Here is a 23,341-nt window from a genome sequence, read left to right on the forward strand (position 1 = left end):
CTATTTGAGAACCGGTTCATGGCCTTATCCAAAGGCCCGCGAGAGTTGACGCAACTACCCAAAGTCGGTATCAACTGCAATCCAGTCACTTTATTTCCAGACGCAGATCCTGATGACAACAACACTGAATCCGGGACAGATCACCTTTATTGCGGCCAAAAACCAGAGCCCGCTTCCACCCCCGGCCCTGCTTGCCAGAGACCGGTTCAACGAAGTGCTGCATGATCTGGAGCCGGTCGGCCTGCTGCTGGTTCATGCCCCTGCCGGATACGGCAAAACCACCACTATTGCCGAGCGACTGGTCGCTCTGAAAGCGCGGGCTGCCTGGTTCCGGCTGGAAACCAGCGATAACCACCCCGAACGCTTTGCCGGTTATCTTGGCAATGCGCTCAACAGGGCGACGGAAGGCAGCTGCCAGCAGGTTCTGGACACCCTCCAGTCCGAGGGCTACCCGGGGCTTGAGGACTTTCTCACCGATCTGTTGGCCGGGTTACCTCAGGATGACGCGCCGCTCTATCTGGTGCTGGATGATTACCACCTGATTACCAGCCCCGAGATCCACGACGCACTGCGTTTTCTGCTCCGGCACCTGCCGGGCTACCTGACCCTGGTCCTTCTCAGTCGCACCATGCCGCCCGTGGGGGTGGCCCAGCTACGCATGCAGGGGCGCCTGGCGGAAATCACCACTCGCGATCTCGGCTTCGCCGCCGACGAAGCACAACAGTACCTCCAGAGTCGTCTGCCGTTCGAGATCGCCCGGGAGGATATCGAACGCGCCGTGCGCCGGGTTGAGGGTTGGATTTCCGCCCTGCAATTACTCTCGGCCTCAGCAGCAACCAGTGTCGAGTTCAGCGAATTTGTCGACCAGCTGGAGCACGGCAACCAGAACATCTTTGATTATTTCGATGAACTCGTTGGCAGTAATCTGAGCGAGCAGCAGCGCCGCTTTCTGATGCGTACCAGCATTCTCGAACGCTTCAACGCCGGCATGGTGATGCGGGTCATGGACGACGCCGATGGCCAGGCCCTGCTCAGCAGCCTGCTCTCCATGGGGCTGTTCATTACGCCCGTGGACAATTCTGCCCTCTGGTTCCGCTATCACCCGCTGTTTTCGGTCTACTTGCGCCATCTGTTGACCTGCACCACCCGGGAAAACCAGACAGAGCTGCACCAACGGGCGGCGGATGCCTGGCTGGAGCTGAATCATGCCGAGGAAGCGGCCAAGCACGCCATTGCCGCCGAAGATCCGGCGCGAATTACCCGGGTTCTGACCATCCACGGGCGGAAATTTTTTACCGAGGGCCAGTTCAGCCTGCTTCAGCGCTGCCTTGACACCCTGCCCCAGGACTTCATCGCTGATGATCCCACACTTACTCTGCTCAGGGCCTGGGTGGCCCAGGGCCAATACAGGTTCGATGAGGTTGAGAACTGGCTTTCAGCAGCGGAGGCGCGCCTGCAGGCATCCATGAGTGAGGATACCCAGCGGGCCGTTCATGGCGAGTTCAGTGCGATCCGTGCCCAGGTGGCGATGAATTATGGCGATGGCGACCGGGCGCTGATCCTCGCCCGGGAAGCGATCGAGCAGGAGGCCCGCTATCTGCCCACATCGCGGGTAGCAGCAGCTTCGGTCATCGGTGAGGCTCTGTTCGTCCGGGGCGAACTGGAGGAAGCGCTGGCCCGCATGCAGGATACCGAGCATCTTGCCCGAGCCCATCAGGCCCACCAGAACGTGATCTGGGCCTTGTGTCAGCAGAGCGAAATCAGTGTTGCCATGGGGCTTTTACAGAAGGCCTACAACATTCAGGAGCGTGCCTTCCAGTATGCCGAGGACAACCAGCTGAACCACCTCCCGATTCTGGAATTCCTGTTCCGTATCCGCAGCCAGGTGATGTGGGAATGGCATCATCTTGAGAGCGCCGAGCGTTGCGCGCTGCAAGGCATCGAGATTCTGGAGGCCCAGGGGGAGCGCTGGTATGTTCAGAGCTACACCTCCCTGGCCAAGGTTGCTCAGGCCAGGGGCCGCCAGAGCCTGTGCGCCGACTACATCGCCAAGATCCAGAAAATGCTGGCGGCCGGTGATTATCACCTGGACTGGGTCGCCAATGCCCATGCCACCATGCTGTCCTATTGGGATGCCGTGCGGGATCGCGATGCCATCCAGCGCTGGCTCACCGTCGCTCCACCCTGCGATCCGGCCAATGCGACCAATCATTTCTACCAGTGCAACGGCCGCAACCAGGCCCGGGCCCTGATTAGCCTGGGCCAGTTCGAGCTGGCACGGCCTCTGCTGGAAGAGCTGACATCAGTGGCACGGAAATTCGGTCTGAAAACCGATCTGAACCGCAACCACATCGGCCTTGCCTACCTGTACTGGCAGCTTGATGACCGGAATCAGTCGCTCAGACACATGAAAATCGCCCTGGAACTGGCAAGCACCACCGGGGCAGTCGGGAGTTTCCTGCGCCTGGGCAAGGAGCTGATTGTGCTGCTCAAGGCACTGATCAACGAGGAAGTCATCGAAGGCATGGAACTTCAGCGGGCAGAACGTTTGATTCAACTGGCCCAGCAGCAGCGAGATTTCAGCCGGGCTATCCGGATCTCGCTGGATGAGGCCATCATCCAGGATATCATCGACCGGCCGGACGTGCCGGAACTGATCCGTACCTCTCCTCTGACCCGGCGGGAGTGGCAGATCCTGAGCCTGATCCACGCCGGGCTCTCCAATGACCAGATCGCGGAACACCTGAAAGTGGCCTCGACAACCGTCAAGACCCATATCCGGAGTCTCTACCAGAAACAGAACATCAGCCATCGCTCAGAGGCCATCGAGCTGGCCAAGGACCTGCTGAGCAAGATCCAGGGGGACTAGCTCCGCTGCAACTGGCGGTCGTGAACACCGCCAAGCAGAATCAGGGCAAGGATAGCGCCGGACAGCGCCCAGGCCATATCCGACTGGGTATCCCAGACATAACCCTGGGTGCCCAGAAACGCTTCCGCGGCTTCCTCACTCAGCAGGGCCACCCACCATTCAATCAGCTCATAAAAGGCGCTGAAGGCCAGACAGAAACAGACAATAAAAAACGAGCGCCAGCCCCGGTGGACAAATACGCCGAAACGTATCACCAGTTCCCGGGCAAGGATGGCCGGCACAAAGCCCTGGGCCAGGTGGCCCAGTTTGTCGTAATTGTTGCGCTCCCAGCCGAACCAGTCCCGGAACCAGTCGAACAGTGGTACCTCGGCATAGGTGTAGTGGCCGCCGACCATCAGGATCACCGCGTGCACCAGGATCAGCTGGTACGCCAGGGGCGTCAGCGGGTACCGGAAGAAACACCACGCAACCAGGCCAAAACCCACGATGGCTGGCAATACCTCCAGCACCCAGGTAGCCCAGTCTTTCGGGTTGATGGCAGACCACACAAACACGGCCAGAAATACCCCTACCCAGGCTACAGGCGCCAGTCTGTTGTTCATCCTTTCACTCCCGTTTCCGGTTTATCCAGCCGCGCCGGCACCGAACTCTTCAACCAGCACAATATCCATGCCGTCAGCGTACACCGTGAACGGTGTCGGAAGCCGTTGCCAGCAAAAGTTGCCGCCAAAGCGCCTGATTTCACGGCGCTCACCGGATTCTTATCCGGCTGCCATCGGCCAGTTGACGGTCCGGATGGCGAACCACCCGATCGCCTTCGCTCAGGCCGTCCAGAACAACCGTATGAAACCCGTTGGTGCGGCAGGTTGAAACGGGGGTAAGCTCCGCCCGGCCGTCCACCACCCGGAACACCAGGCTCTGGCCATCCGTGCGAAAAATAGCGGACTCGGGGATCTGAAGCTCATTGGCCGAAGCCCAGAGCACGAATTCGGCATCTACCCGGTAACCGTCACCGAGTGTTTTCCAGGCGTCCCGGGGGCTGGTGATATCCGCGACCACCTGTACCCGCCTTTCTTCGACACCGAGGGCGGAGACATCCTCAAAGCCCACCGGCTCAACCCGCCTGACAACCGCATCCAGAGTGCCGCCGCCCCAACCGGTCAGGCGTGCGGGAACACCGGGGCTCAGCTTGACAGCATCGAAGCTCAGGACATCGATAACCACTTCCAGTGCCCCCGGATCACCCAGCTCCAGAATGGCCTCGCCGGCGTGTATCACCCCCTCGCTTTTCCGCGCTACGTCCAGCACTGAGCCATTGACCGGAGACCGCACCGGCACCCGCTCCACGGCGCCACTTCCCGAGGCCCTGGCAGCGGAGACTTCAAGGCGGGTTCTGATGGCCGCCAGTTCGTGGGCCATGACTTCTTCATCAAAGCGGGCGGAGCGCAGGATAGCCTGAGCCCTGTCCGCAGCAGCCCTGGCCTGCTGCAAACGTTCTTGGGACACAAAATTTTCGCCGCTGAGCGCCTGAAGGCGGGCCAGCTCACGCATCGCCAGATCCGCTTCCGCCCGGGCGGCGGCGACTTTCTGCCGGGCCGAGTTCAGCGCCGACAGGGCCGACTTTGCCTTGGCCTCCGCCTCCGCCCGGCTCCGGGCGTCCAGGGTGCTGGCTGGCATGGGATCGACCTCGGTAAGCAGCTCTCCGGGGATAACCGGGTCACCGACCTCAAGGAGCACGCGATGAAGGTAGCCTGACACCGGGGACGACACCACATACCGGTCCCGGACCCGGGTTCTGCCCTCTTCCTTGATGGTTATCTCCATTGGCCCACGGCTCACGGTTGCCAGGTCCACCCACACAGGATCGGGGCGAATCGTAAACACCAGCGCGACAATGGCAAGCAACACAAAGGCGCCCCAGAACAGCCATTTCCCCGAAAACCATTTTGCTGCCATAGTGTCAACTCACTCCCCGTTTTCTGCGGCAACTATTCCCGTGTCTTCAACACGGCCACCAGATCCAGCGCCCTCAGGCGCATCCACGCAATAACCCCCGAGGCAATTGCCGATACCACCACAACCAGCGCCGATACGCCCAGGGTCTGGGACGTTATGGTCAGCGGCACCCGATAGAGCTCCGTTTGCATGGCCGTGACAATCAGCAGCGCCAGCCCCTGCCCGACCAACCATCCGAGTGGCACGCCAAGCAGCAGCAAAAGAGCCACCTCACCCAACAATATATGCGCAACTTCATTGTGGGTGTACCCGAGTACCCTGAGGCTTGCCAGTTCCCGCCCCTTCTCGGCCAGAGAGATGCGAATGGTGTTATAGACAACCCCGAAGGCAATGATGCCGCCCATCAGACTGTTGAAAAAAGTGAACGTGAGGAACGTCCGGGCCAGCGTGTCGTAAAAGCTGTCAAGCATGGCCTGGCGAATACTCAGGCCCAGTACGCCGGGGGTTTCGCGGAGGCGGTCATAGACTTCGGTGGCCATGGCGGAATCCAGGTTGATCATGGCCTGGTTGACCAGTGGCCCATCACCGAGAGCGCGGTTCAGCGCGTCCAGGCTCATATAAGCACCCACTCCGACATACTCACTGGTGATTCCGGCCACCGGCACTGGCACCTTTCTCCGGTCGCCTTCAAGCAGCTCCAGTTGAACGCTGTCGCCGGCCTTCACTCCGAGCTCCCGGGCCAGGTAATCGGTCAGCAGAAGACCTTCTGCAGGAAGGTGTACCTGCGCCAGATTGCTGTCGATCACAAACTGCAGCCGTGCGTTCCGGGGTATTCCGGTCACGGCACTACGCCATTCCCGATGCCCGAACGTCAGGCGTGCCGGCACGGTGCGGCGGCCCTCAACGTAACGGATCCCGGGTTGGCGCTGCAGCGCATAAAGCGCCGAGCGATTTACCGGATCAATAAAGGAGACGGCGAGATCTTGCTGCTGCACCCGGGCAAACTGGGTATGCACCATCAAAGACACGGAATCAAACTGGAAGTTACCCACCATAACGATGGCCGTGGCCATGGCGACACCACTCATGGACAGCAGTGTCCGCGCCGGCCGGCGGGCGAGCTGGCGCACGATCATTCGCGAGGGCTGGGAGAACCGGATTGCCGAAAACAGTTTTTCCAGCCCTGTAACCCGATATCTGGCTGGCCCTTCGGGCCTCATGGCTTCAGCAGGCGGCAGGGCCGCGGCCTGACTGATGGATCTTCGGGCCCCCAGCCAGGCGACCGAGACCGTTAGCGCTGCCAGCAATACCAGCCAGAGGGGATTGATACGGAACAGTAGCCCGGGAAAACGGTAGAAATCCATGTACAGCTCGCCCAGCGCGCGGCCCAGCCATAACCCCAGCGCCAGCCCGAGCAGCAGCCCGGTAACGGCAATCACGATTACCAGCTTGCTGTAGTGCCAGGCAATCTGTCGGTTGCCATAGCCAAAGGCCTTGAGCACCGCAATGATATCCCTCTGGGTACTGATCAGCCGGCTGACCACCACGTTCAGGAGGAACATGGCCACGCCCATGAAAATCAGGGGAAACACCGTGGCCATGGTTTTCAGCTGGTTCAGTTCATCGCTCAGGAAACGGTGGGAAAACTGATCCTCCCGACCATAGGCGCCGGTCGCGCCGTAACGGGCCAGTAGCCGATCGAGCGCGTCGGCCACGGCATCAACTGAATAGCCCGGCCTTAACGTCACCACCAGGCTGTTAAACGCCCCCTTCATGTCCATGGCGGCTTCCAGACCCTCTCTGCTCATCCAGAGCACGCCGTACCGCTGGTAATCCGGCAGCATGGCGCCGGGCGGAATCACGTAAATGAATTCCGGCGATTCGACAATGCCGGTCAGAATCAAGGTCTGCCGTCGACCATTGATGATTCCCTGAAACCGGTCGCCCAGTGACAGGTCATGGGCCTCGGCAAAACTCCCGATCACTGCCACCTCCTGGTTTCGGCCGGGGGCGGGAAGCCGGCCCTCCCGGATGAAGAGGCGATTGATGTCTGGCTGGCCATCCGGGGGAAGCGAGACCAGCCGCGCCGACACCGGATCCGTGAAGCCGGGTATTTCCAGTTTGGCGCCCCCCTCCACGCGGCCTTCGTAACGGGCCACGCCGGGCAGCTCCGCAACGTCTTCAAGAATGTGACGGGGCGCGCGCTTGAGTGCAGCAAAAACCTCCGCAAACTGGTTCTGTTCGTAATACTGGGCCCGGGTGGCCACCAGGGAGGAATAGTTCACCAGTGACATGACGCACACGGCCACCCCACCGGCGATCACCAGGGCAATGGCAAGCACCTGGCCCCGCATCTGCCAGAGCTCACGGCGTAGCTTTATGTTCAAAACCGTGTTCAGTGCATTGCTGGCCATTGCGCCCTCTTCAGCAGGCCGGCTACCAAGAGAGCGTCCGCGGATCCTGGCGCTGATCGTTACGGCGCTCGCCGCTGATATTGCCGTCGGAAAGCGTGATCACTCGGTCGCCCATGCCGGCAATAGATGCATTATGGGTAATGATAACGGTGGTGGTGCCGGTTTCCCGGTTGGCTTTTTCCAGGGCCGCGAGCACCAGCACACCAGTGGCCGAATCCAGGGCACCCGTGGGCTCGTCGCACAGCAATACCTCCGGGCGCTTGGCGATGGCCCGGGCAATGGCAACGCGCTGCTGCTCTCCGCCGGAAAGCTGCGCCGGAAAATGATCAATGCGCGCCTTCAGGCCAACCAGTTCAAGAGCTTCTTCGGGCGACATCGGGTTGGCCGCGATTTCGGTGACGGCCGCCACATTTTCCCGCGCCGTCAGGCTCGGAATCAGATTATAAAACTGGAACACGAAGCCGACGTGTTCCCGGCGGTAACGAGTCAGCTCGCGATCGCCGGCGGCACTGAGGTCAATGTCGCGGTAGCGCACCTCCCCGGAGGTCGGTACATCCAGCCCACCGAGAATGTTCAGAAGGGTTGATTTTCCTGAGCCGGAGGCCCCCAGCATCACCACCAGCTCGCCGCGATACAGGTCGAGGTCCACCCCCCGGAGGGCGTATACCTGCACCTCACCCTGATCGTAGGTCTTGGTCAGCCCCCGGGTGTGGAATACCGGTGGTTCTGCCATGGTGGCCGTCCCTGGTTCCATAAGCTCAGTCAGTCTTCGGCACAGTCAACACACAGGGTGGTATAGGGCAACACCTGCAACCGGCGCGGATCAATAGCCTCGCCACAGGTTTCGCACTCATCGCCCACACCATTGTTGATTCGCTCAAGCGCCCGTTCGATCTGTGCCAGTTCGGTGCGGGTTTCTGTTTCAAGGGAGTCAACCACTTCGTCATTCTGGGTCTGGGTGGCCTGCTCCTCGAAATCCTTGTCCAGCGCGCCGCCCTCACGGTGTTGATGTGCCTCAAAACGGGAGAGTCTGGCTTTCAGGTCTGCTCGCAGTGTTTCCAGTTCCGCTTTCCTGTCGTTCATAGTTCGCCTCCTGGCTTTCCGGATGGACCGGGATAAATAAATGCTTACAGTAAAGCATAAGCTGAACCGGGGATTGATGCTTGTCAAAAACGCGTAATACTCACTGGGGCAAAATGGGGCTCCAATCAACCTGTATGCAAGGGAGTTGTAGCAATGACCAATGACCTGTTTGAAAAAGCCACCCGTCTGAACGAAACCCTCTTCGAGCAGTTCAGCAAGGCCGCGGAAATGCAGATGAACGCCTTTCGCCGTTACGCAGATGTCACCATGGAGCAGGCAAAAAAAGTCTCTGAAGTCCGTGATCTGGAGGGCCTGAAAACCCTGACCGGAGATCAGGCTGAAACCCTGAAATCCCTGAGCGAGCAGTTCACGGCAGACTGGAAAGCCTGGCAGGACTACTTCAATGACAGCCGGGCGCAGATTCAGAAGGTCTTCGAGAAGGCGCCGGAAGAAACCGCCAAGCCGGCCCCGAAAGCCGCCAAATAAGGGATCACCATGTTCGGCCTGGATACGCTCGGTAAAGCCGTCAATCAGTTGGTCACCAGCTTTGAAACCAACGTCCGGCAGGGGCAGCAGCATCTCGAGAAGCTATTCGGGGATGCCGGCGTCATGGACGACGCCACACTCTCCACTCTGACGGAAATGTCGGACGCCTACCGGACCATGGCCGAGGACCTGTTGCTCCATCCCCTCCGGCTTGCCAGCGCCGAGCTGGATCTGGCCCGCACGTACCTTGGCCTTGGGTACTACACCCTTGCCAGGCTAGCGGGCAACGACCGGCCGCCGGTGGCGGAGCCGGAGCCCGATGACCGGCGCTTCCAGGCAGAGGACTGGCACAGGCACCTGCCCTTCGATGTGCTGCACCAGGCCTATCTGATCAATTCCCGGGCGTTCCTGAGCTGGGCGGAAGGTATGGAAGGCCTCCCCCAGGCAGGGCGGGACCAGATGCTGTTCTACGCCAGGCAACTCACCAGCCTGCTCTCGCCCGCAAACTTCCCGGCCACCAACCCGGAGGTTCTCAGGATCACCTGGGAACGCAAAGGTGTGAACCTGGTGGATGGCGGCCGGCAGCTCATCGAGGATCTGCGCCAGAATCCCTCTCTGTTCAACGTCGGCATGACCGACCGCTCAGCGTTTGAAGTGGGACGTAACCTGGCAACCACCCCGGGCAAGGTGGTGTTCCAGAATGAGCTGATGCAGCTGATCCAATACTCACCGACCACGGAAACTGTCAGCAAGCGACCCTTGCTGATTGTTCCCCCCTGGATCAACAAGTACTACATCCTGGACCTGACCGCCCGGAACTCCTTTATCCAGTGGCTGGTAAACCAGGGCCAGACCGTGTTCATCATTTCCTGGCGCAATCCCGGCCCCTCACTCCGGGACAAGGGTTGGGAAGACTACATGGAGCTGGGCCCGCTGGCTGCCATGGATGCGGTCACCGAAGCCACTGGCGAAGAGCGGATGAATGCGATCGGGTACTGCATCGGTGGCACTCTGCTGGGCTCAACACTGGCCTGGCTCAAGAAAAAGGGCCGCGACCCGGTGGTCAGTGCCACCTATCTGGCGACCCTGCTGGATTTCTCTGATCCGGGCGGGATCGGTGTGTTTATCAACGACCATTCGATCCGGGGTATTGAAAGGATGCTTGAGCGCAAGGGCTACCTGGATGGCCGCGCCATGGCGTTCACCTTCAATCTGCTGCGGGAGAACGAGCTGTTCTGGTCGTTCTGGACCAATAACTACCTGAAAGGCCAGAAGCCGGCGGCTTTTGACCTGCTTTACTGGAACACCGACGGCACCAACCTGCCGGCCAGAATGCACAGTTTCTATCTGCGGCAGATGTATCTGAACAACCGGCTGGTTCAACCGGATTCCCTGCACCTGCTCGGTGAATCCATCAACCTGTCTGAAATCGATGTGCCTTCTTTTTTCCTGTCGGCCCGGCAGGATCATATCGCCAAATGGAAAACCACCTACAAAGGGGCTCTGGCTCACGGCGGTGATGTTCGCTTTGTGCTCTCCGGCTCCGGCCACATCGCCGGCGTGATCAATCCGCCCTACAAGGAAAAGTACGGCTACTGGACCAATGACACACTGGTGCCGGAGTCTGACGCCTGGTTTGACGGCTCGGAACATCACCCGGGGTCCTGGTGGCCACACTGGCTTGAATGGCTCGCAGCCTTCACCGAAGAGAAAGTTCCTGCTCGCAAGCCCGGCGACGGCAACCTGCCCGTGCTTGAAGATGCACCCGGCAGCTATGTCAAAGTCAAAGCTGCGGACGCTGCGAAGCAGTGAACACCGAAAAGCCAAAGCGCCGGCCGCTTCCGATATCCCGCATCAAGGCTCCGCAACTGGCGGAGCGGGTGATTGAAGCCTCCTTCGAAGGCATTATGGTCACCGATAATAACGTGAACATTGAATTCGTAAACCCGGCGTTCACGCAGCTTACCGGTTACACCCAGGAGGAGGTCGTTGGCAAGACACCGCAGATCCTGTCGTCCGGAAGGCACGACAGCGAATTCTACCAGCGGATGTGGAACTCGCTGGTCACCCATGGCTACTGGCGGGGCGAGGTCTGGAACCGGCGCAAAACCGGGGAACTCTATCTCGAGCTACTGACCATCACCGCCATAACAGACAACGAAGGCAATACCACCCATTACGCCGGACTGTTCACTGACATCACCCAGAACCGGAAGAATGAGGAGCAGATCCGCCAGCTCGCCTACTACGACGCGCTTACCGGTATTCCGAATCGCCGGTTGCTGGAAGACCGCCTCGAGCATGCCATTCGCCACGCCCATCGCCGCTCATCTTTGCTGGCGGTCATGTTCATGGATCTGGACCACTTCAAGAAGGTGAATGACCGACTCGGCCATGCGGCCGGCGACGAATTGCTGGTTCAATTTACCAGGCGTGTCCAGGGCTGTTTGCGGGAGGACGATACCCTCGCCCGCCTCGGTGGAGATGAATTCATTGTCCTGCTGCCCGACCTGGAACAGCTTGATGACGCCTATCAGGTTGCTGAGCGGCTGATCGCGCGGAATCAGGAACCCTACCGAATCAATGGCGAAGCCCTGACAGTGGGGTCCAGCATTGGCATGAGCCTTTACCCCCGGGATGGCACCACCGCCTCCGAGCTGCTGCAGGGTGCCGATATCGCCATGTACCGGGCGAAGAAGGACGGGCGAAACCTGTTCCGGTCCTTCAGCCCCGCAATTACCGACGGCACCTGACCTCGCCCCGCAATCGCCAATGTGGCACTATTGCGCGCTGGATGACCGTCGGAGACCCACGCAATGTTCTATACCACCCTCGCGGCGATCGCAGCCGCCATGATCCTGTTTGCCTGGCTTGGACTCAGGGCCCGCTTGGCTGACGGCGGACTGGACGATTACGTAACGGCTCGCAATAGCCAGGGCGCCCGCGCGCTCGGGCTTTCGTTTCTTGCCTCCGGCATGGGAGGGTGGATTCTGTTTGCACCGCCCGAGGTGGGCGCAACGGTGGGCCCTCTAGCACTGGCAGGCTACGCCCTCGGCGCAGCCCTTCCCTTTATCGTCTTCGCCTTCTGCGGTCCGGCTATCCGCCGGCTTCTTCCCGAGGGCCGCAGTATCGGAGAGTTTGCCGATGCCTGCTATGGAACCGGAGTCCGCCATTACGTCTCGCTGATCTCCGTGCTTTACATGTTCTGCTTCCTGACCGCCGAACTCACCGCCATCGGCGCCATTACCTCACTGCTGTCCGATATCAACGGCAGCATCGTGGTGCTTGGCGTGGCGGTAACCACACTGGTGTACACCGCCGTGGGTGGGCTGCGCGCGAGCATTGTGACCGACCAGTGGCAGGCCCTCCTCCTCATCGGCCTGCTGGCACTGGTCGCCATTGTGGCCGTTGGCAAACTGCCTGACGCCGCGCCCGCCGCATTGCCGGACATCCCCGCGTCTGCAGCCCTCAGCGTAGCCCTGACCCTGGTCATTGCGGTAACCGCAGCCAACCTGTTTCATCAGGGCTACTGGCAACGCTTGTGGTCGGCCCGGGACACCGACGCCCTGAGCCGCGGTGCGCTGCTGGGCGGGGTGGTCACCATCGGCGTCGTTGCCGTGGTCGGCGGCCTGGGCATCCTGGCCGCCATGAGCGGTGCCGACCTGGGCAGCCCTCCCATTCCCTTCTTTGCGTTGCTGGCCGATGCCCCTGCCTGGCTTACGGTGCCCGCACTTATCCTGGCCATCACCCTGGTGGCCTCATCCGTCGATACACTGCAGAACGCGCTGGCGTCCCTGGCAGTAACCGAGAAACAGGGGCTTTCCATTGTCAGCGCCCGGTGGTTCACCGTGCTGCTGATGATTCCGGTGGTCCTGGTGGCTCTGCAGGGTATCTCGGTGCTGCGGCTTTTCCTGATCGCCGACCTGCTGTGTGCCACGGCGGTGCTGCCTGTGCTGATGGGTTTGTGGGGCCGGATGACAACCCGGGCGGCGATTCTGGGTTGTCTGGCAGGGCTAGTTGGCGCCATACTGCCCGGCTGGGTCACCGGAGGCAGCCTCATGGCAGGCCTGGAAGCCGCCAGCTTCCCCGGCAGCATTCCCACATTGATGCCCTTCATTGGCGCCCTGGCCGGCTCCGGTGTCGTGAGCCTGTTGGTCGCCTTAACCAGCCCGAAACGTTAAGCCAAAGCGCTGTCCGGGCAGAACCGGACAGCGCCGCCTCCCCGCATCAACCGCCGATTTCTCTGCCTACCCCCTCCTACGCCCCCCTCATCCCCCCGACTACGCCAATAAAAAGTGCCGCAGGAGGATGAACGGAGCGCAAGCCGGCTTCAGTATGACTCGGGTCTATCTGGTGAAATTGAATAACAAACTTTCACCGCGAGAATTACAAGCGAGGCTACATGATCAAGAACCCGGACTGGTGGCGTGGCGCCGTCATTTATCAAGTTTATCCACGCAGTTTCTATGACTCCAACGGCGATGGCATTGGCGACCTGCCCGGAGTCACCGCAAAGCTGGACTACATTGCCAGCCTGAACGTGGACGCCATCTGGCTGTCGCCCTTCTTTACCTCCCCGATGAAAGACTTCGGCTACGATGTCTCAGATTACCGCAACGTGGACCCTATTTTTGGCACGCTCCAGGACTTCGACGAGCTGATTACCGAGGCCCACAAGCGGGACCTGAAGATCATGATTGATCAGGTACTGAGCCATTCCTCCGACCAGCACCCCTGGTTTGTCGAAAGCCGTGCCAGCCGTGACAACCCCAGGGCAGACTGGTACGTATGGGCCGACCCGAAGGCCGACGGCACCCCGCCGAACAACTGGCTGTCGGTATTCGGCGGTTCGGCCTGGGCCTGGGACAGCCGGCGCAAGCAGTACTACCTGCACAACTTCCTGGCCAGCCAGCCGGACCTGAACTTCCACAACCTGAAGGTTCAGGAACAGGTACTGTCGGATGTAAAGTTCTGGCTGGATCGAGGCGTCGACGGCTTCCGCCTGGATGCCATCAACTTCTGCTTCCACGACCCGAAGCTGCGGGACAACCCCGCCAGCAACGCGGTGGCCGAGGGCTCGATCGGCGTTCGCAAGGAAAACCCCTACGCCTACCAGTTCCACAAATTCGACAAGACCCAGACGGAGAACATCGAATTTCTGAAGCGTCTGCGTGCCCTGCTGGACCAGTACCCGGGCACCACCACCGTGGGCGAAATCGGCGATGACAATTCCCTTCAGACCATGGCCGACTACACCAGTGGCGGCGACAAGCTGCACATGGCCTACTCCTTCGATCTGCTTACCGAACAGCATGGCGCGGACTTCTTCCATAAAACGGTGAACACCATCGAAGCCAGGCTGACCGACGGCTGGCCCTGCTGGGCCATCGGCAACCACGATGTCGCACGGGTGGCCACCCGCTGGAACGCCAGGTCTGAGCAGCAGTTGAAGACCTACATGGCCATGTTGCTCACCCTCCGGGGTAGCGTGTGCATCTATCAGGGCGAAGAACTGGGCCTGACCGAGGCCGAGTTGCGTTACGAAGATCTGGTGGACCCCTACGGCATTACCTTCTGGCCGGAATACAAGGGCCGGGACGGTTGCCGCACGCCCATGGTCTGGCACCACCAACAATCCCACGCCGGATTCTCCGATGCGCGCCCCTGGCTGCCGGTTTATGATGATCATTACAACGCTGCTGTCGCGGTCCAGCATGCTGAGGACAATTCCGTGCTCGCCGCTTATCGGGCGTTCCTGGGCTGGAGAAAGGACCAACCTATCCTGCTTAAAGGCGACATCGAGTTCAGCAAGAGCCCGAAGAATACCCTGGTCTACACCCGCAGCCTGGATGGTGAGACGGTCATGGTGGCACTGAACCTCAGCGAACGCGCCGTTACCATTCCAATGCCCGGCGCCGGCACGCCTGAACCGGATACCCCGGATTTCGTGGGCGGCCAATGGCATGGCAAGAATCTGACACTCGGGCCCTGGGGCATCGACATCGCCCGGCTCTGACACTCAATGACCTAACAAGAAGACAAGAGATATGGCCAGCGTCACTTTACGCAATATCTGCAAGAGCTATGACGAAGCCCAGGTAACCCGAGACGTTAACCTGGACATTCAGGACGGAGAATTCGTGGTCTTTGTCGGGCCCTCCGGCTGCGGCAAATCCACCCTGCTGCGCATGATCGCAGGCCTGGAAGACATTACCTCCGGCGACATGTACATCGGCAACAACCGGGTCAACAACCTGCCTCCCAAAGAACGGGAAGTGGGTATGGTGTTTCAGTCCTATGCCCTCTACCCCCACATGGACGTGGCGGAAAACATGGCGTTTGGCCTCAAGCTGGCCAAAACCAACAAAGCTGAAATCAACCGTCGTGTCCAGGACGCCGCCAACCTGTTGCAACTGGACAAGCTGCTGGAGCGCAAACCCAAAGACCTCTCCGGCGGCCAGCGCCAGCGCGTGGCCATCGGCCGGACCATCGTCCGGGAACCGGAGGTATTTCTGTTTGACGAACCCCTGTCAAACCTCGACGCCTCCCTGCGGGTACAGATGCGCATCGAAATCTCCCGCCTGCACAAACGCCTCGGCGCCACCATGGTGTATGTGACCCATGACCAGGTAGAGGCCATGACCATGGCAGACAAAATCGTGGCCCTGGATAACGGCACCATCGCCCAGGTGGGCAAACCCATGGAGCTGTACCACTACCCGGCAACAAAGTTCGTGGCCGGCTTCATCGGCTCACCGAAGATGAACTTCATCGACTGCACCGTCGCTTCCGCCAGCAGCCAGTCGACCGCCATCATCATGCCGGGCGACCACCGCCTGGAGCTACCGGTAAACGGCGCCGAACTCTCCGAAGGCGAAAGCGTCACCCTGGGCATCCGCCCCGAACACCTGACTGAAGACCAGGAAGCCGACATGTACCTGCAAGGCGAAGTGCACGTGGTCGAACGCCTGGGCTACCAGACCCTGGTGCACCTGGACGTCAACAACGTCGAAGGCGTCATCACCATGCGCACCGACGGCAGCAACCCGGTGCAGGAAGGCGCCCGCGTGACCCTGGGCATGAACGCCAACAAATGCCACCTGTTCCGCCAGGACGGCACCGCCTGCCCCCGCCTCTACCGGGAACCCTGCATCGATTTCTGATCCGCACCGACTCCCCCAGGGGCCAATCCCGGCCCCTGGTCTTGCCGAACTGCTCTCACCCTTAACAGGGTTACTCTTCTTGGCCGGTTCCGTCACGTACCGGCCCTTTTTTTGCGTCGTTCAAGTTACCAACCTCATGTCGATCCTTAGTTCCCCGAGCAGCTTCGCCTGCGGCTGGACTTCCGATGTAGCGCATTGATCGGGGAAGCCCTGACAAAACCGTGCGGAGCCATGGATGGCGGAGCCGAGCGTACAGGGACGTATCGGCAGCGTGTTTTGTCAGGGCTTCCCCGATCAATGTGCGGGCGGCCATACTCACATCCGCACGGATTCAAGGATCGACAGACACAAAAAAGCCCGGTCAGCAGGGGGAAATTAACCTGACCGGGTCGCGAAAGGTAACGCTGGAAGACGCGAAGATCGCGTAATGAGGAGAGCCTAGCCCTTGACACCGCCTGCGGTCAGCCCGCCAACAATCCACTTCTGGCAGTACAGGAAAATCACTGTAATGGGCAGCCCGGAAAGCACCGCCGCGGCCGCAAAATCGCCCCACAGGTAATTCTGCTCATAGAGATATTGCTGGGCGCCCACCGCCAGGGTCAGCTTTTCAGTATCCACCAGCAGTATCGAAGCCATCGGATACTCCATGATCGTCATGATGAACGCCAGGATGAACACCACCACCAGAATCGGCACCGACAGCGGCAGGAGGATAAAACGGAACGCCTGCCAGGTCGTGGCACCATCCACGATAGCCGCCTCCTCGAGGGACCGGTCTACGGAATCGAAATAGCCTTTGATGGTCCAGATGTGCAGTGCCATGCCGCCGAGGGAAGCCACAATAACCGCACCGTGGGTATTCAGGCCCAGCCAGCTCACATGATTGCCGATCTGGTCGAACAGGGCATAAAGCGCGACCAGAGAAAGCACCGGTGGAAACATCTGGAAAATCAGCATGGATTTGAGCACAAAGCCCTTGCCGGCAAAACGCATGCGCGCGAAAGCGTAGGCACTCGTCGTCGACAGGGCCAGAATCAGCACCGCCGAGATCACCGCAATCTTGATCGAATTCCACAACCACAGCAGCACCGGGAACGGCGGCTGCGTGATCACGCCATCTTCACCGGTGTAGGGAATTCCCAACGCCAGGTACCAGTGTTCCAGGGAGGGATTCTCCGGCAGCAGGCTGCCGGCGGCAAAATTACCGCTACGGAAGGAAATGGAAATAACCATCAGCAGCGGGAACAGAATAATCGCAATGAACGCCAGCATCCCCAGGTGAGATGCCAGCACGCGGTATTTGGTGGAGCGGGGTTCAACCATGGCCATGAGAAGCTCCTTATACTTTAATCTTCGACAGTTTGAGATTGATCAGGGACAGCGCACCCACCACCAGGAAGATTGCGGTGGCAATGGCAGCGGCCAGACCAAAGTTCTGCCCGGAATCCTGGAACGCAATGCGGTAGGTGTAACTCACCAAAAGATCGGTGGTACCTGCCGGCGTGCTCGCACCGATGATGTCCGGAGCGCCCCCGGTCAGCAGTGCAATCAGGACAAAGTTATTGAAGTTGAATGCGAAGCTGGCGATCAGCAGTGGCATCAGCGGTTTGATGATCAACGGCAGCGTGATATTGAACAGGTTGTTCACCGGCCCGGCGCCATCCATCGCTGAGGCTTCGTAAAGATCCCGGGGAATGGCCTGCAACAGGCCCATGCACAACAGCATCATGTAGGGATAGCCCAGCCAGGTATTCACGATCAGAATCATGGTGCGAGCCAGTGCCGGGTCACTGAACCAGTTCGGGCGAACGCCAAAGAGGTTCTCCAGCACCAGGTTGATCTCGCCGAAGTTCTGGTTGAACAGGCCCTTGAACACCAGTATCGAAATAAACGCCGGCACCGCGTAGGGCAGGATAAGCATGGTCCGGTAGAAGCCCTTGCCGCGAATCTGGTCCCATTGCAGCAGATTGGCCAGCAACAGGCCAAGCGCCAGGGTGAAAACCACGGTAGCCACGGCAAACGACAGCGTCCAGACGAAAATCTGGAAGAACGGCCCGCGAATCGAAGGGTCCATCACCACCTTCAGGTAGTTATCCCAGCCGATGTTGACGGTCCAGCCCGGCACCAGTTTCTCGCCTTCCGGGCTCACATAAAAGCCGATGTCGTGGTTCGGAAAGTAGGTAACGTCGGTCTGGTTATTGGTCAGTGTGCCATTCTCATGCAGGGTAAACTGCGGATGAATGGCGGCAAAAGAGCGCAGGCTGGCCTGGCTGAGCTCACGCTTGTCGCCAGTAATCAGTTTCACGCCGGCCAGCTCCTGGCGCAGCTTGATCACATCCCGGATCTGCAGCGGCTCGCCGTCCGGCACGGAGGTCGCCGGAACCAGAGGGGCGCGAGTTTCTCCGGCTGCCAGGTTGATCGGCGGCGTTACGAGGTCCTGGTTGTTGCCTTCGAGATACAGCACGTAGCCTTCCGGCGTCTTGTAGGCGTCGAACTCATAACGCACCGACTCGGACTGGAAACTGCGGCTGAGCAGGTTTTCCTGCACCTGTTCAAAACTGAGCAGGTTACTGGCGCTGTAGTTGGTGAAGCCGATGCCCACCGTATACATCAGCGGAAAAATCACGAACAGGCCCATGCCCGCGATCGCCGGAAAAATGTAGCGGTGGGCGTAGAACCTTTTGCTGGCAAAGACCACCACGGCAGAGGCGGTCAGCACCAGGAACAGCATGGCGAACACGAACTCACGCTGCACGTAGAGCGCCAGAATCAGATAGAGCGCGGCAGCAACAAGCAGCGCCAGTGCACCCCACTTCAGGAATTCTCGGGTCATGGTATATCTGCTTTCAATACCGGGAGAGGACAGGGTTTGCGTTATCATTGTAGTCAGCCCGTTGGTGACCGTCGCGCCTGTGGCGACGGCGGGTTGTCACACACATCTGAGGTCTCCGGAACCAGACAGCGGTGGGCCATCCGGCACCGGAGCTCCGGCCTGATCAGCGGGTAATGCGCTGCGCCGCTGCGTTCAGGGCATCTTCAACGGGCTGGCGCCCGGAGGTGATGTTCTGCAGGGCAGGCCCCATTGCCGACCAGAACGCCCCCATGGCCGGCACGTTCGGCATGGGCTTACCCAACCGGGCATTCTCGAAGGTGGCCTTGATGTTCGGGTTCTCGGACAACGCCTCCATCAACTCCTTGTTGGCCACGGCGCCCAGCGGAACGTCGTCATTAATCATCTTCAGGCCCTTGACGGACAGCGCGTAGTTCTCGAGGAACTCCACCGCCAGGTCCTTATTGGGGCTGGCTGAGTTCAGGGTGGCCGCCATAACACCGACCATCGGCTTGCTGGGCTGGCCATCAACGGTAGGCAGTGTGGTTACGCCGAAATCGATTCCGCTCTTTTTCAGGTTGCCCCAGGCCCAGGGACCGTTAATCATCATCGCGGTCTCGCCCTTGTTGAAGCTGGCCTCCATGGCGCTGTAATCGGCACCCCGGGGCATCACACCTTCATCAATCAGCATCTTGAGGGTGTTGGCACCCTTCATGGCACCTTCGTTATTGACACCGGTATCGCTCACATCCACGGTCCCGTCGGCATTCTCGCCAAAGATATAGCCACCGGCAGCGGCCAGCATCGGCCAGGTGAAATAGGTGTTGTTGTAATCCCACAAGATGGCCCGCTTGCCCTCCTTCGCGAGTTTCTTGTGAATCGCGGGAATTTCCTCAAAAGACTTGGGAGGCTCCGGCAGCAGATCCGTGTTGTAGATCAGGCCAATGGATTCAACCGCCATGGGGTAGCCATACGTCTTTCCATTAACCGTGACCGCATCCCAGGTGAAGTCGTAATTGGCGTCAATAACCTCCTGGGAAGGCTTGATCTCGGAGATGATGCCGCTCTGGGCCCATTCACCGAAGCGGTCATGGGCCCAGATAAAAATGTCGGGGCCATTGCCGGTGGCGGCGGATTGCTGGAACTTGTCGGTGGCGCTGTCTGGGTGGGCAACCTCGACCGGGATGCCGGTTTCCCTGGTGAACCAGTCACCAACTTGCTGCAGGCCATCATAACCCTTGTCACCGTTGATCCAGACAACCAGCTTGCCCTCTTCGATCTCGGCGTGGGCGGGTGCGGCAACGCCGAACGTTGCGGCAATGACTGACGCGGCGAGTGTGCTTCGAATAAATGTACGACGATTCATCAGGCGATTCCTCTGAGTGTTACTGCCTTGTTCTTGTTTTCCGGCCAGTCACGAGGTTACCGGGCCGGAGGTGACGCAAACTTTTCTTTTGCGAGTTTCCGCACTTTGTTGCAAATTCTCAGAATACGCATCACCCCTTATTTCATTCCCCGAGGCGTAGCATGGGGGAGTAGACGGGCTTAGAAAATTCCGTCTACCACCCCCTGGCGGAGTCTGGTTTGATGGCAGCCACAACAATGAAAGCCTGAACCGGAGCCAATGACATGACCCGCTGCGCAAACCACCTGAAGCTCTCTGCCTGCATCGCCACTGCCCTGATCACCGCCGGCTGCGCGTCCGGCCCTGGCAATCCCCCGGATGTGGCAGGACCACCCGCGCTGAAGGATAGCAACGGTTACTGTGAAGCCGCGTCAGCCGAAATGACGATTCCAGTGGGCGCTGCGTTTGCCGATGGCACCCTGGTCCGGGACTTTTACACAGGCAACACCGCCCGTGTGAAAAACGGTAAGGTGACCATGGCGCCCGGCAAAGGCGCGGAGGGCCTGGTACTGCTGGAGGCCACTGAGCCGCCCGTGGGCCGGTTCACCTGGGACGGCGCCACAGTTTACTTTGCGGTAACCGACCGCTTTGCCAACGGAACCACGGCAAACGACCGCAATTACGGCCGCCTTCCAGACGGCAAGCAAGAGATCGGGACCTTTCATGGCGGCGATTTTGTCGGCCTGACAGAGAAACTCGATTACCTGTCGAAGCTTGGCGTCACCGCTCTCTGGATGACGCCACCCTTCGAGCAGATGCACGGCTGGGTCGGCGGGGGTGACCAAGGCGACTTCAAGCACTACGGATATCACGGCTACTATGCCCTGGATTTCACCGTTCCCGACGCCAACTTCGGTACCCGGGAAGAGTTCCGCACCCTCGTCCGGGAAGCCCACGAACGCGGTATCCGCGTGGTGATGGACGTGGTCATGAATCACCCCGGATACAGCACCCTGCAGGATATGCAGACCTTCGGATTCGGCTCACTGTTCGAGGGTTTTGAACAGTATCTTCCGGAGCAGTGGGGCCATTGGCAGCCCGAGTCCTGGGAAAGCCTCCACGCCTACCACGCCTTCATTGATTATGACCATCCTGACTGGAGCCTCTGGTGGGGCAAGGACTGGGTAAGGGCCGGAATCGCGGATTACGACACGCCACCCAATGCATCGGTCGACCCTGTCCGGGGCTCCCTGGCCTTCCTGCCGGATTTCAAGACAGAAGCCACCGGGGCCGTGGATCTGCCGGTTTTCCTGAAGAATAAGGAAAGCTCCCGGAGCGAGCAACTGGAGGGCGCGACCGTTCGGGACTACCTGATTACCTGGCTGACCGACTGGGTGCGAGAATTCGGGGTCGACGGCTTCCGTGTGGACACCGCCAAGCACGTGGAGCCGGAAGCCTGGAGCGAACTCAAGCAAAAGGCCCAGGCGGCACTGGAAGATTATCGCAGCCGCCACCCCGAAGCGGACCTGCCCGCAGAGGACTTCTGGATGGTCGCGGAAGTGTTTCCCCACTCCGTTCGCAAGAGCGCCTATTTTGATGCCGGCTTTGACGCTGTCATCAACTTCGACCTCCAGGAAGAAGCAAAGGCCGGTGCCGCCTGCCTGAGCGCCATGGAACCGGTGTACAGCGAATATGCCGGGAAGCTCAACGGAACGGCGGGGTTCAATGTGCTGAGCTATATTTCCTCCCATGACACCACACTGTTCAGCCAGATTGCCGGCGGCGATCACAGCCTTCAGAAGCGCGCTGCTGCCGCACTGATGCTGACACCCGGTGCCGTTCAGGTGTTCTACGGGGACGAATCCGGCCGGGCATTCGGGCCCACCGGATCAGACCCGCACCAGGGCACACGTTCCGACATGAACTGGAATGCCATTGAGAATGGTGATGTGTCCGCTATCCTTGAGCACTGGCAAACACTTGGCCAGTTCCGGGCGCGTCATCCTGCGATCGGCGCGGGCGAACACCGGTTGATCAGCCAGCAACCTTACGTTTTCTCAAGAACCCACGGCGACGACCGGGTAGTCGTCGCCTTCGGCAGAAAGTGACCTGACCATGAGCTATTCCGATTTTCTCGACGACATTCCCCTGATCCCGGGCATGATGCGCCTGCTGGATCACGCCGAGCTGTGCAAGCCGGCGAACCTGGCACGCTGGGTCCACCAGCGGCTGGATGACGGGCTGAACGTTTTTGACCACGCCGATATCTATGGCGATGGCGAGTGCGAACGGATCTTTGGCGAGGCCCTGGCGGACTCCCCGGAGCTGAGGCAGCGCGTCCGGGTGATTTCGAAAGCCGGCATTGTTCCGGCCCACCGCGACCAGAGCCAGTGGGCAACCAAACACTACCGGGCCGAGGCCAACTATTTCACCAAAGCGATTGATGATTCGCTCAGCCGCCTGCGGGTTGACCAGATCCACACGTTTCTGATCCACCGGCCAGACCCGCTCCTGGAAGCCCATACACTGGCGCAGGCGCTGGAGACGGCGGTCCGGGCCGGCAAGATCCGGCACATCGGAGTGTCGAACTTCCTGCCGGAGCAATGGCGCTGGCTTGAGCGCAACACCGACCTGCCGCTGGCGTGCAACCAGAGCGAGCTGTCCCTGAGCCACACCAGCCCACTGTTTGATGGAACCCTGGAAGCGCACCTGAGTGACGGCCTGCGCTGGCTGGCCTGGTCTCCCCTGGCCGGGGGCGCCCTGGCAGACTCCATTCCGCCCCCGCTGCTGGAAACGGCGAAAGAGGAAACAGGGCTGTGTGCAACCGGCCTGGCAATTGCCTGGTTACGGCAGATCCCCGGCGCCCCCGTTCCTGTGCTCGGCTCCATGCGGGAATCGCGGATTGAAGCAGCCCTGCAGGGCGCCCGCCGTGAACTGCCAACGCCACTCTGGTTTGCCCTGCTGGAGGCCATGCGCGGCAATCCAGTAGCCTGACAAGGGTGGCCTGTCCCGGCATCCAGTGTGCTAAAGTGGCGCCGGGAATTTGATATATATCACCAACCTACAATTTGTTACCCAAACTTCCACTTTAGTCCCATTGTTGGCCCCATAATCAGCTCTGAAACTAGTGTCCCGACTAATAACCAAAAAAAGAACGTGGCCCGCTTCCCCAGTGGCGCTGCAATTCTGGAGGCC

17 protein-coding genes are annotated in these 23,341 nt (G+C 60.1%); 9 read left to right on the top strand and 8 right to left on the bottom strand.

Annotation, left to right across the window (positions count from 1 at the left end):
- The first annotated feature begins 112 nt into the window (after positions 1 to 112).
- A complete protein-coding gene (gene malT / locus msub_RS04690; RefSeq protein ID WP_048494940.1) occupies positions 113 to 2,869 on the top strand; it encodes an HTH-type transcriptional regulator MalT in 2,757 nt (918 codons plus the stop codon).
- Here the strand turns inward: malT and msub_RS04695 are convergent.
- From msub_RS04695 to msub_RS04715, 5 genes are all read right to left on the bottom strand, one after another.
- Complete coding sequence (locus msub_RS04695; protein ID WP_048494941.1) at positions 2,866 to 3,471, bottom strand: DUF2238 domain-containing protein; 606 nt, start codon at positions 3,469 to 3,471, stop codon at positions 2,866 to 2,868. The two genes, malT and msub_RS04695, sit on opposite strands and share 4 nt — an antisense overlap.
- Positions 3,472 to 3,619: 148 nt before the next feature.
- Positions 3,620 to 4,825 carry an efflux RND transporter periplasmic adaptor subunit gene (locus msub_RS04700; protein ID WP_048494942.1) on the bottom strand — a complete coding sequence of 402 codons (1,206 nt, stop codon included), beginning with the start codon at positions 4,823 to 4,825 and terminating at the stop codon, positions 3,620 to 3,622.
- A 32-nt stretch (positions 4,826 to 4,857) separates the two neighbouring features.
- Positions 4,858 to 7,239, bottom strand: coding sequence for an ABC transporter permease (locus msub_RS04705; RefSeq protein ID WP_048494943.1), 2,382 nt, complete (start codon positions 7,237 to 7,239; stop codon positions 4,858 to 4,860).
- Positions 7,240 to 7,261: 22 nt separating this feature from the next.
- Positions 7,262 to 7,972, bottom strand: a complete 711-nt coding sequence (locus tag msub_RS04710) for an ABC transporter ATP-binding protein (protein ID WP_227506641.1) — start codon at positions 7,970 to 7,972, stop codon at positions 7,262 to 7,264.
- A gap of 29 nt (positions 7,973 to 8,001) precedes the next feature.
- On the bottom strand, positions 8,002 to 8,322 hold the full coding sequence (locus tag msub_RS04715; protein WP_048494945.1) for a TraR/DksA family transcriptional regulator: 321 nt from the start codon (positions 8,320 to 8,322) through the stop codon (positions 8,002 to 8,004).
- Between the two features lie 153 nt (positions 8,323 to 8,475).
- Between msub_RS04715 and msub_RS04720 the strand changes: the two genes are divergently transcribed.
- From msub_RS04720 to malK, 6 genes are all read left to right on the top strand, one after another.
- Complete coding sequence (locus msub_RS04720; protein WP_048494946.1) at positions 8,476 to 8,808, top strand: phasin family protein; 333 nt, start codon at positions 8,476 to 8,478, stop codon at positions 8,806 to 8,808.
- Between the two features lie 9 nt (positions 8,809 to 8,817).
- Positions 8,818 to 10,620 (top strand): PHA/PHB synthase family protein, encoded by a 1,803-nt coding sequence (locus tag msub_RS04725; RefSeq protein WP_048494947.1) that lies wholly within the window; start codon positions 8,818 to 8,820, stop codon positions 10,618 to 10,620.
- A complete protein-coding gene (locus msub_RS04730) occupies positions 10,617 to 11,561 on the top strand; it encodes a diguanylate cyclase domain-containing protein (RefSeq protein WP_227506642.1) in 945 nt (314 codons plus the stop codon). Before msub_RS04725 ends, msub_RS04730 begins: the two co-directional genes overlap by 4 nt.
- A gap of 63 nt (positions 11,562 to 11,624) precedes the next feature.
- Positions 11,625 to 12,989: an SLC5/6 family protein gene (locus msub_RS04735; protein ID WP_048494948.1), complete on the top strand. Its 1,365-nt coding sequence runs from the start codon at positions 11,625 to 11,627 to the stop codon at positions 12,987 to 12,989.
- A gap of 221 nt (positions 12,990 to 13,210) precedes the next feature.
- Entirely contained in the window at positions 13,211 to 14,824 is a 1,614-nt protein-coding gene (locus tag msub_RS04740; protein ID WP_048494949.1) for an alpha-glucosidase family protein, read from the top strand.
- A 31-nt stretch (positions 14,825 to 14,855) separates the two neighbouring features.
- A complete protein-coding gene (gene malK / locus msub_RS04745) occupies positions 14,856 to 15,971 on the top strand; it encodes a maltose/maltodextrin ABC transporter ATP-binding protein MalK (RefSeq protein WP_048494950.1) in 1,116 nt (371 codons plus the stop codon).
- Positions 15,972 to 16,409: 438 nt separating this feature from the next.
- Here the strand turns inward: malK and malG are convergent, their stop codons facing one another.
- From malG to malE, 3 genes are all read right to left on the bottom strand, one after another.
- Complete coding sequence (malG, locus tag msub_RS04750; protein ID WP_048494951.1) at positions 16,410 to 17,300, bottom strand: maltose ABC transporter permease MalG; 891 nt, start codon at positions 17,298 to 17,300, stop codon at positions 16,410 to 16,412.
- A gap of 10 nt (positions 17,301 to 17,310) precedes the next feature.
- Positions 17,311 to 18,852 (bottom strand): maltose ABC transporter permease MalF, encoded by a 1,542-nt coding sequence (gene malF, locus msub_RS04755; RefSeq protein WP_048494952.1) that lies wholly within the window; start codon positions 18,850 to 18,852, stop codon positions 17,311 to 17,313.
- Between the two features lie 115 nt (positions 18,853 to 18,967).
- Entirely contained in the window at positions 18,968 to 20,167 is a 1,200-nt protein-coding gene (gene malE, locus msub_RS04760; RefSeq protein WP_048494953.1) for a maltose/maltodextrin ABC transporter substrate-binding protein MalE, read from the bottom strand.
- A gap of 263 nt (positions 20,168 to 20,430) precedes the next feature.
- Between malE and msub_RS04765 the strand changes: the two genes are divergently transcribed.
- Complete coding sequence (locus msub_RS04765) at positions 20,431 to 22,254, top strand: alpha-amylase (RefSeq protein ID WP_048494954.1); 1,824 nt, start codon at positions 20,431 to 20,433, stop codon at positions 22,252 to 22,254.
- A gap of 7 nt (positions 22,255 to 22,261) precedes the next feature.
- A complete protein-coding gene (locus msub_RS04770) occupies positions 22,262 to 23,140 on the top strand; it encodes an aldo/keto reductase (protein ID WP_048494955.1) in 879 nt (292 codons plus the stop codon).
- Positions 23,141 to 23,341: the final 201 nt, after the last annotated feature.

The organism is Marinobacter subterrani, assembly GCF_001045555.1.
Taxonomy (GTDB): Bacteria; Pseudomonadota; Gammaproteobacteria; order Pseudomonadales; family Oleiphilaceae; genus Marinobacter; species Marinobacter subterrani.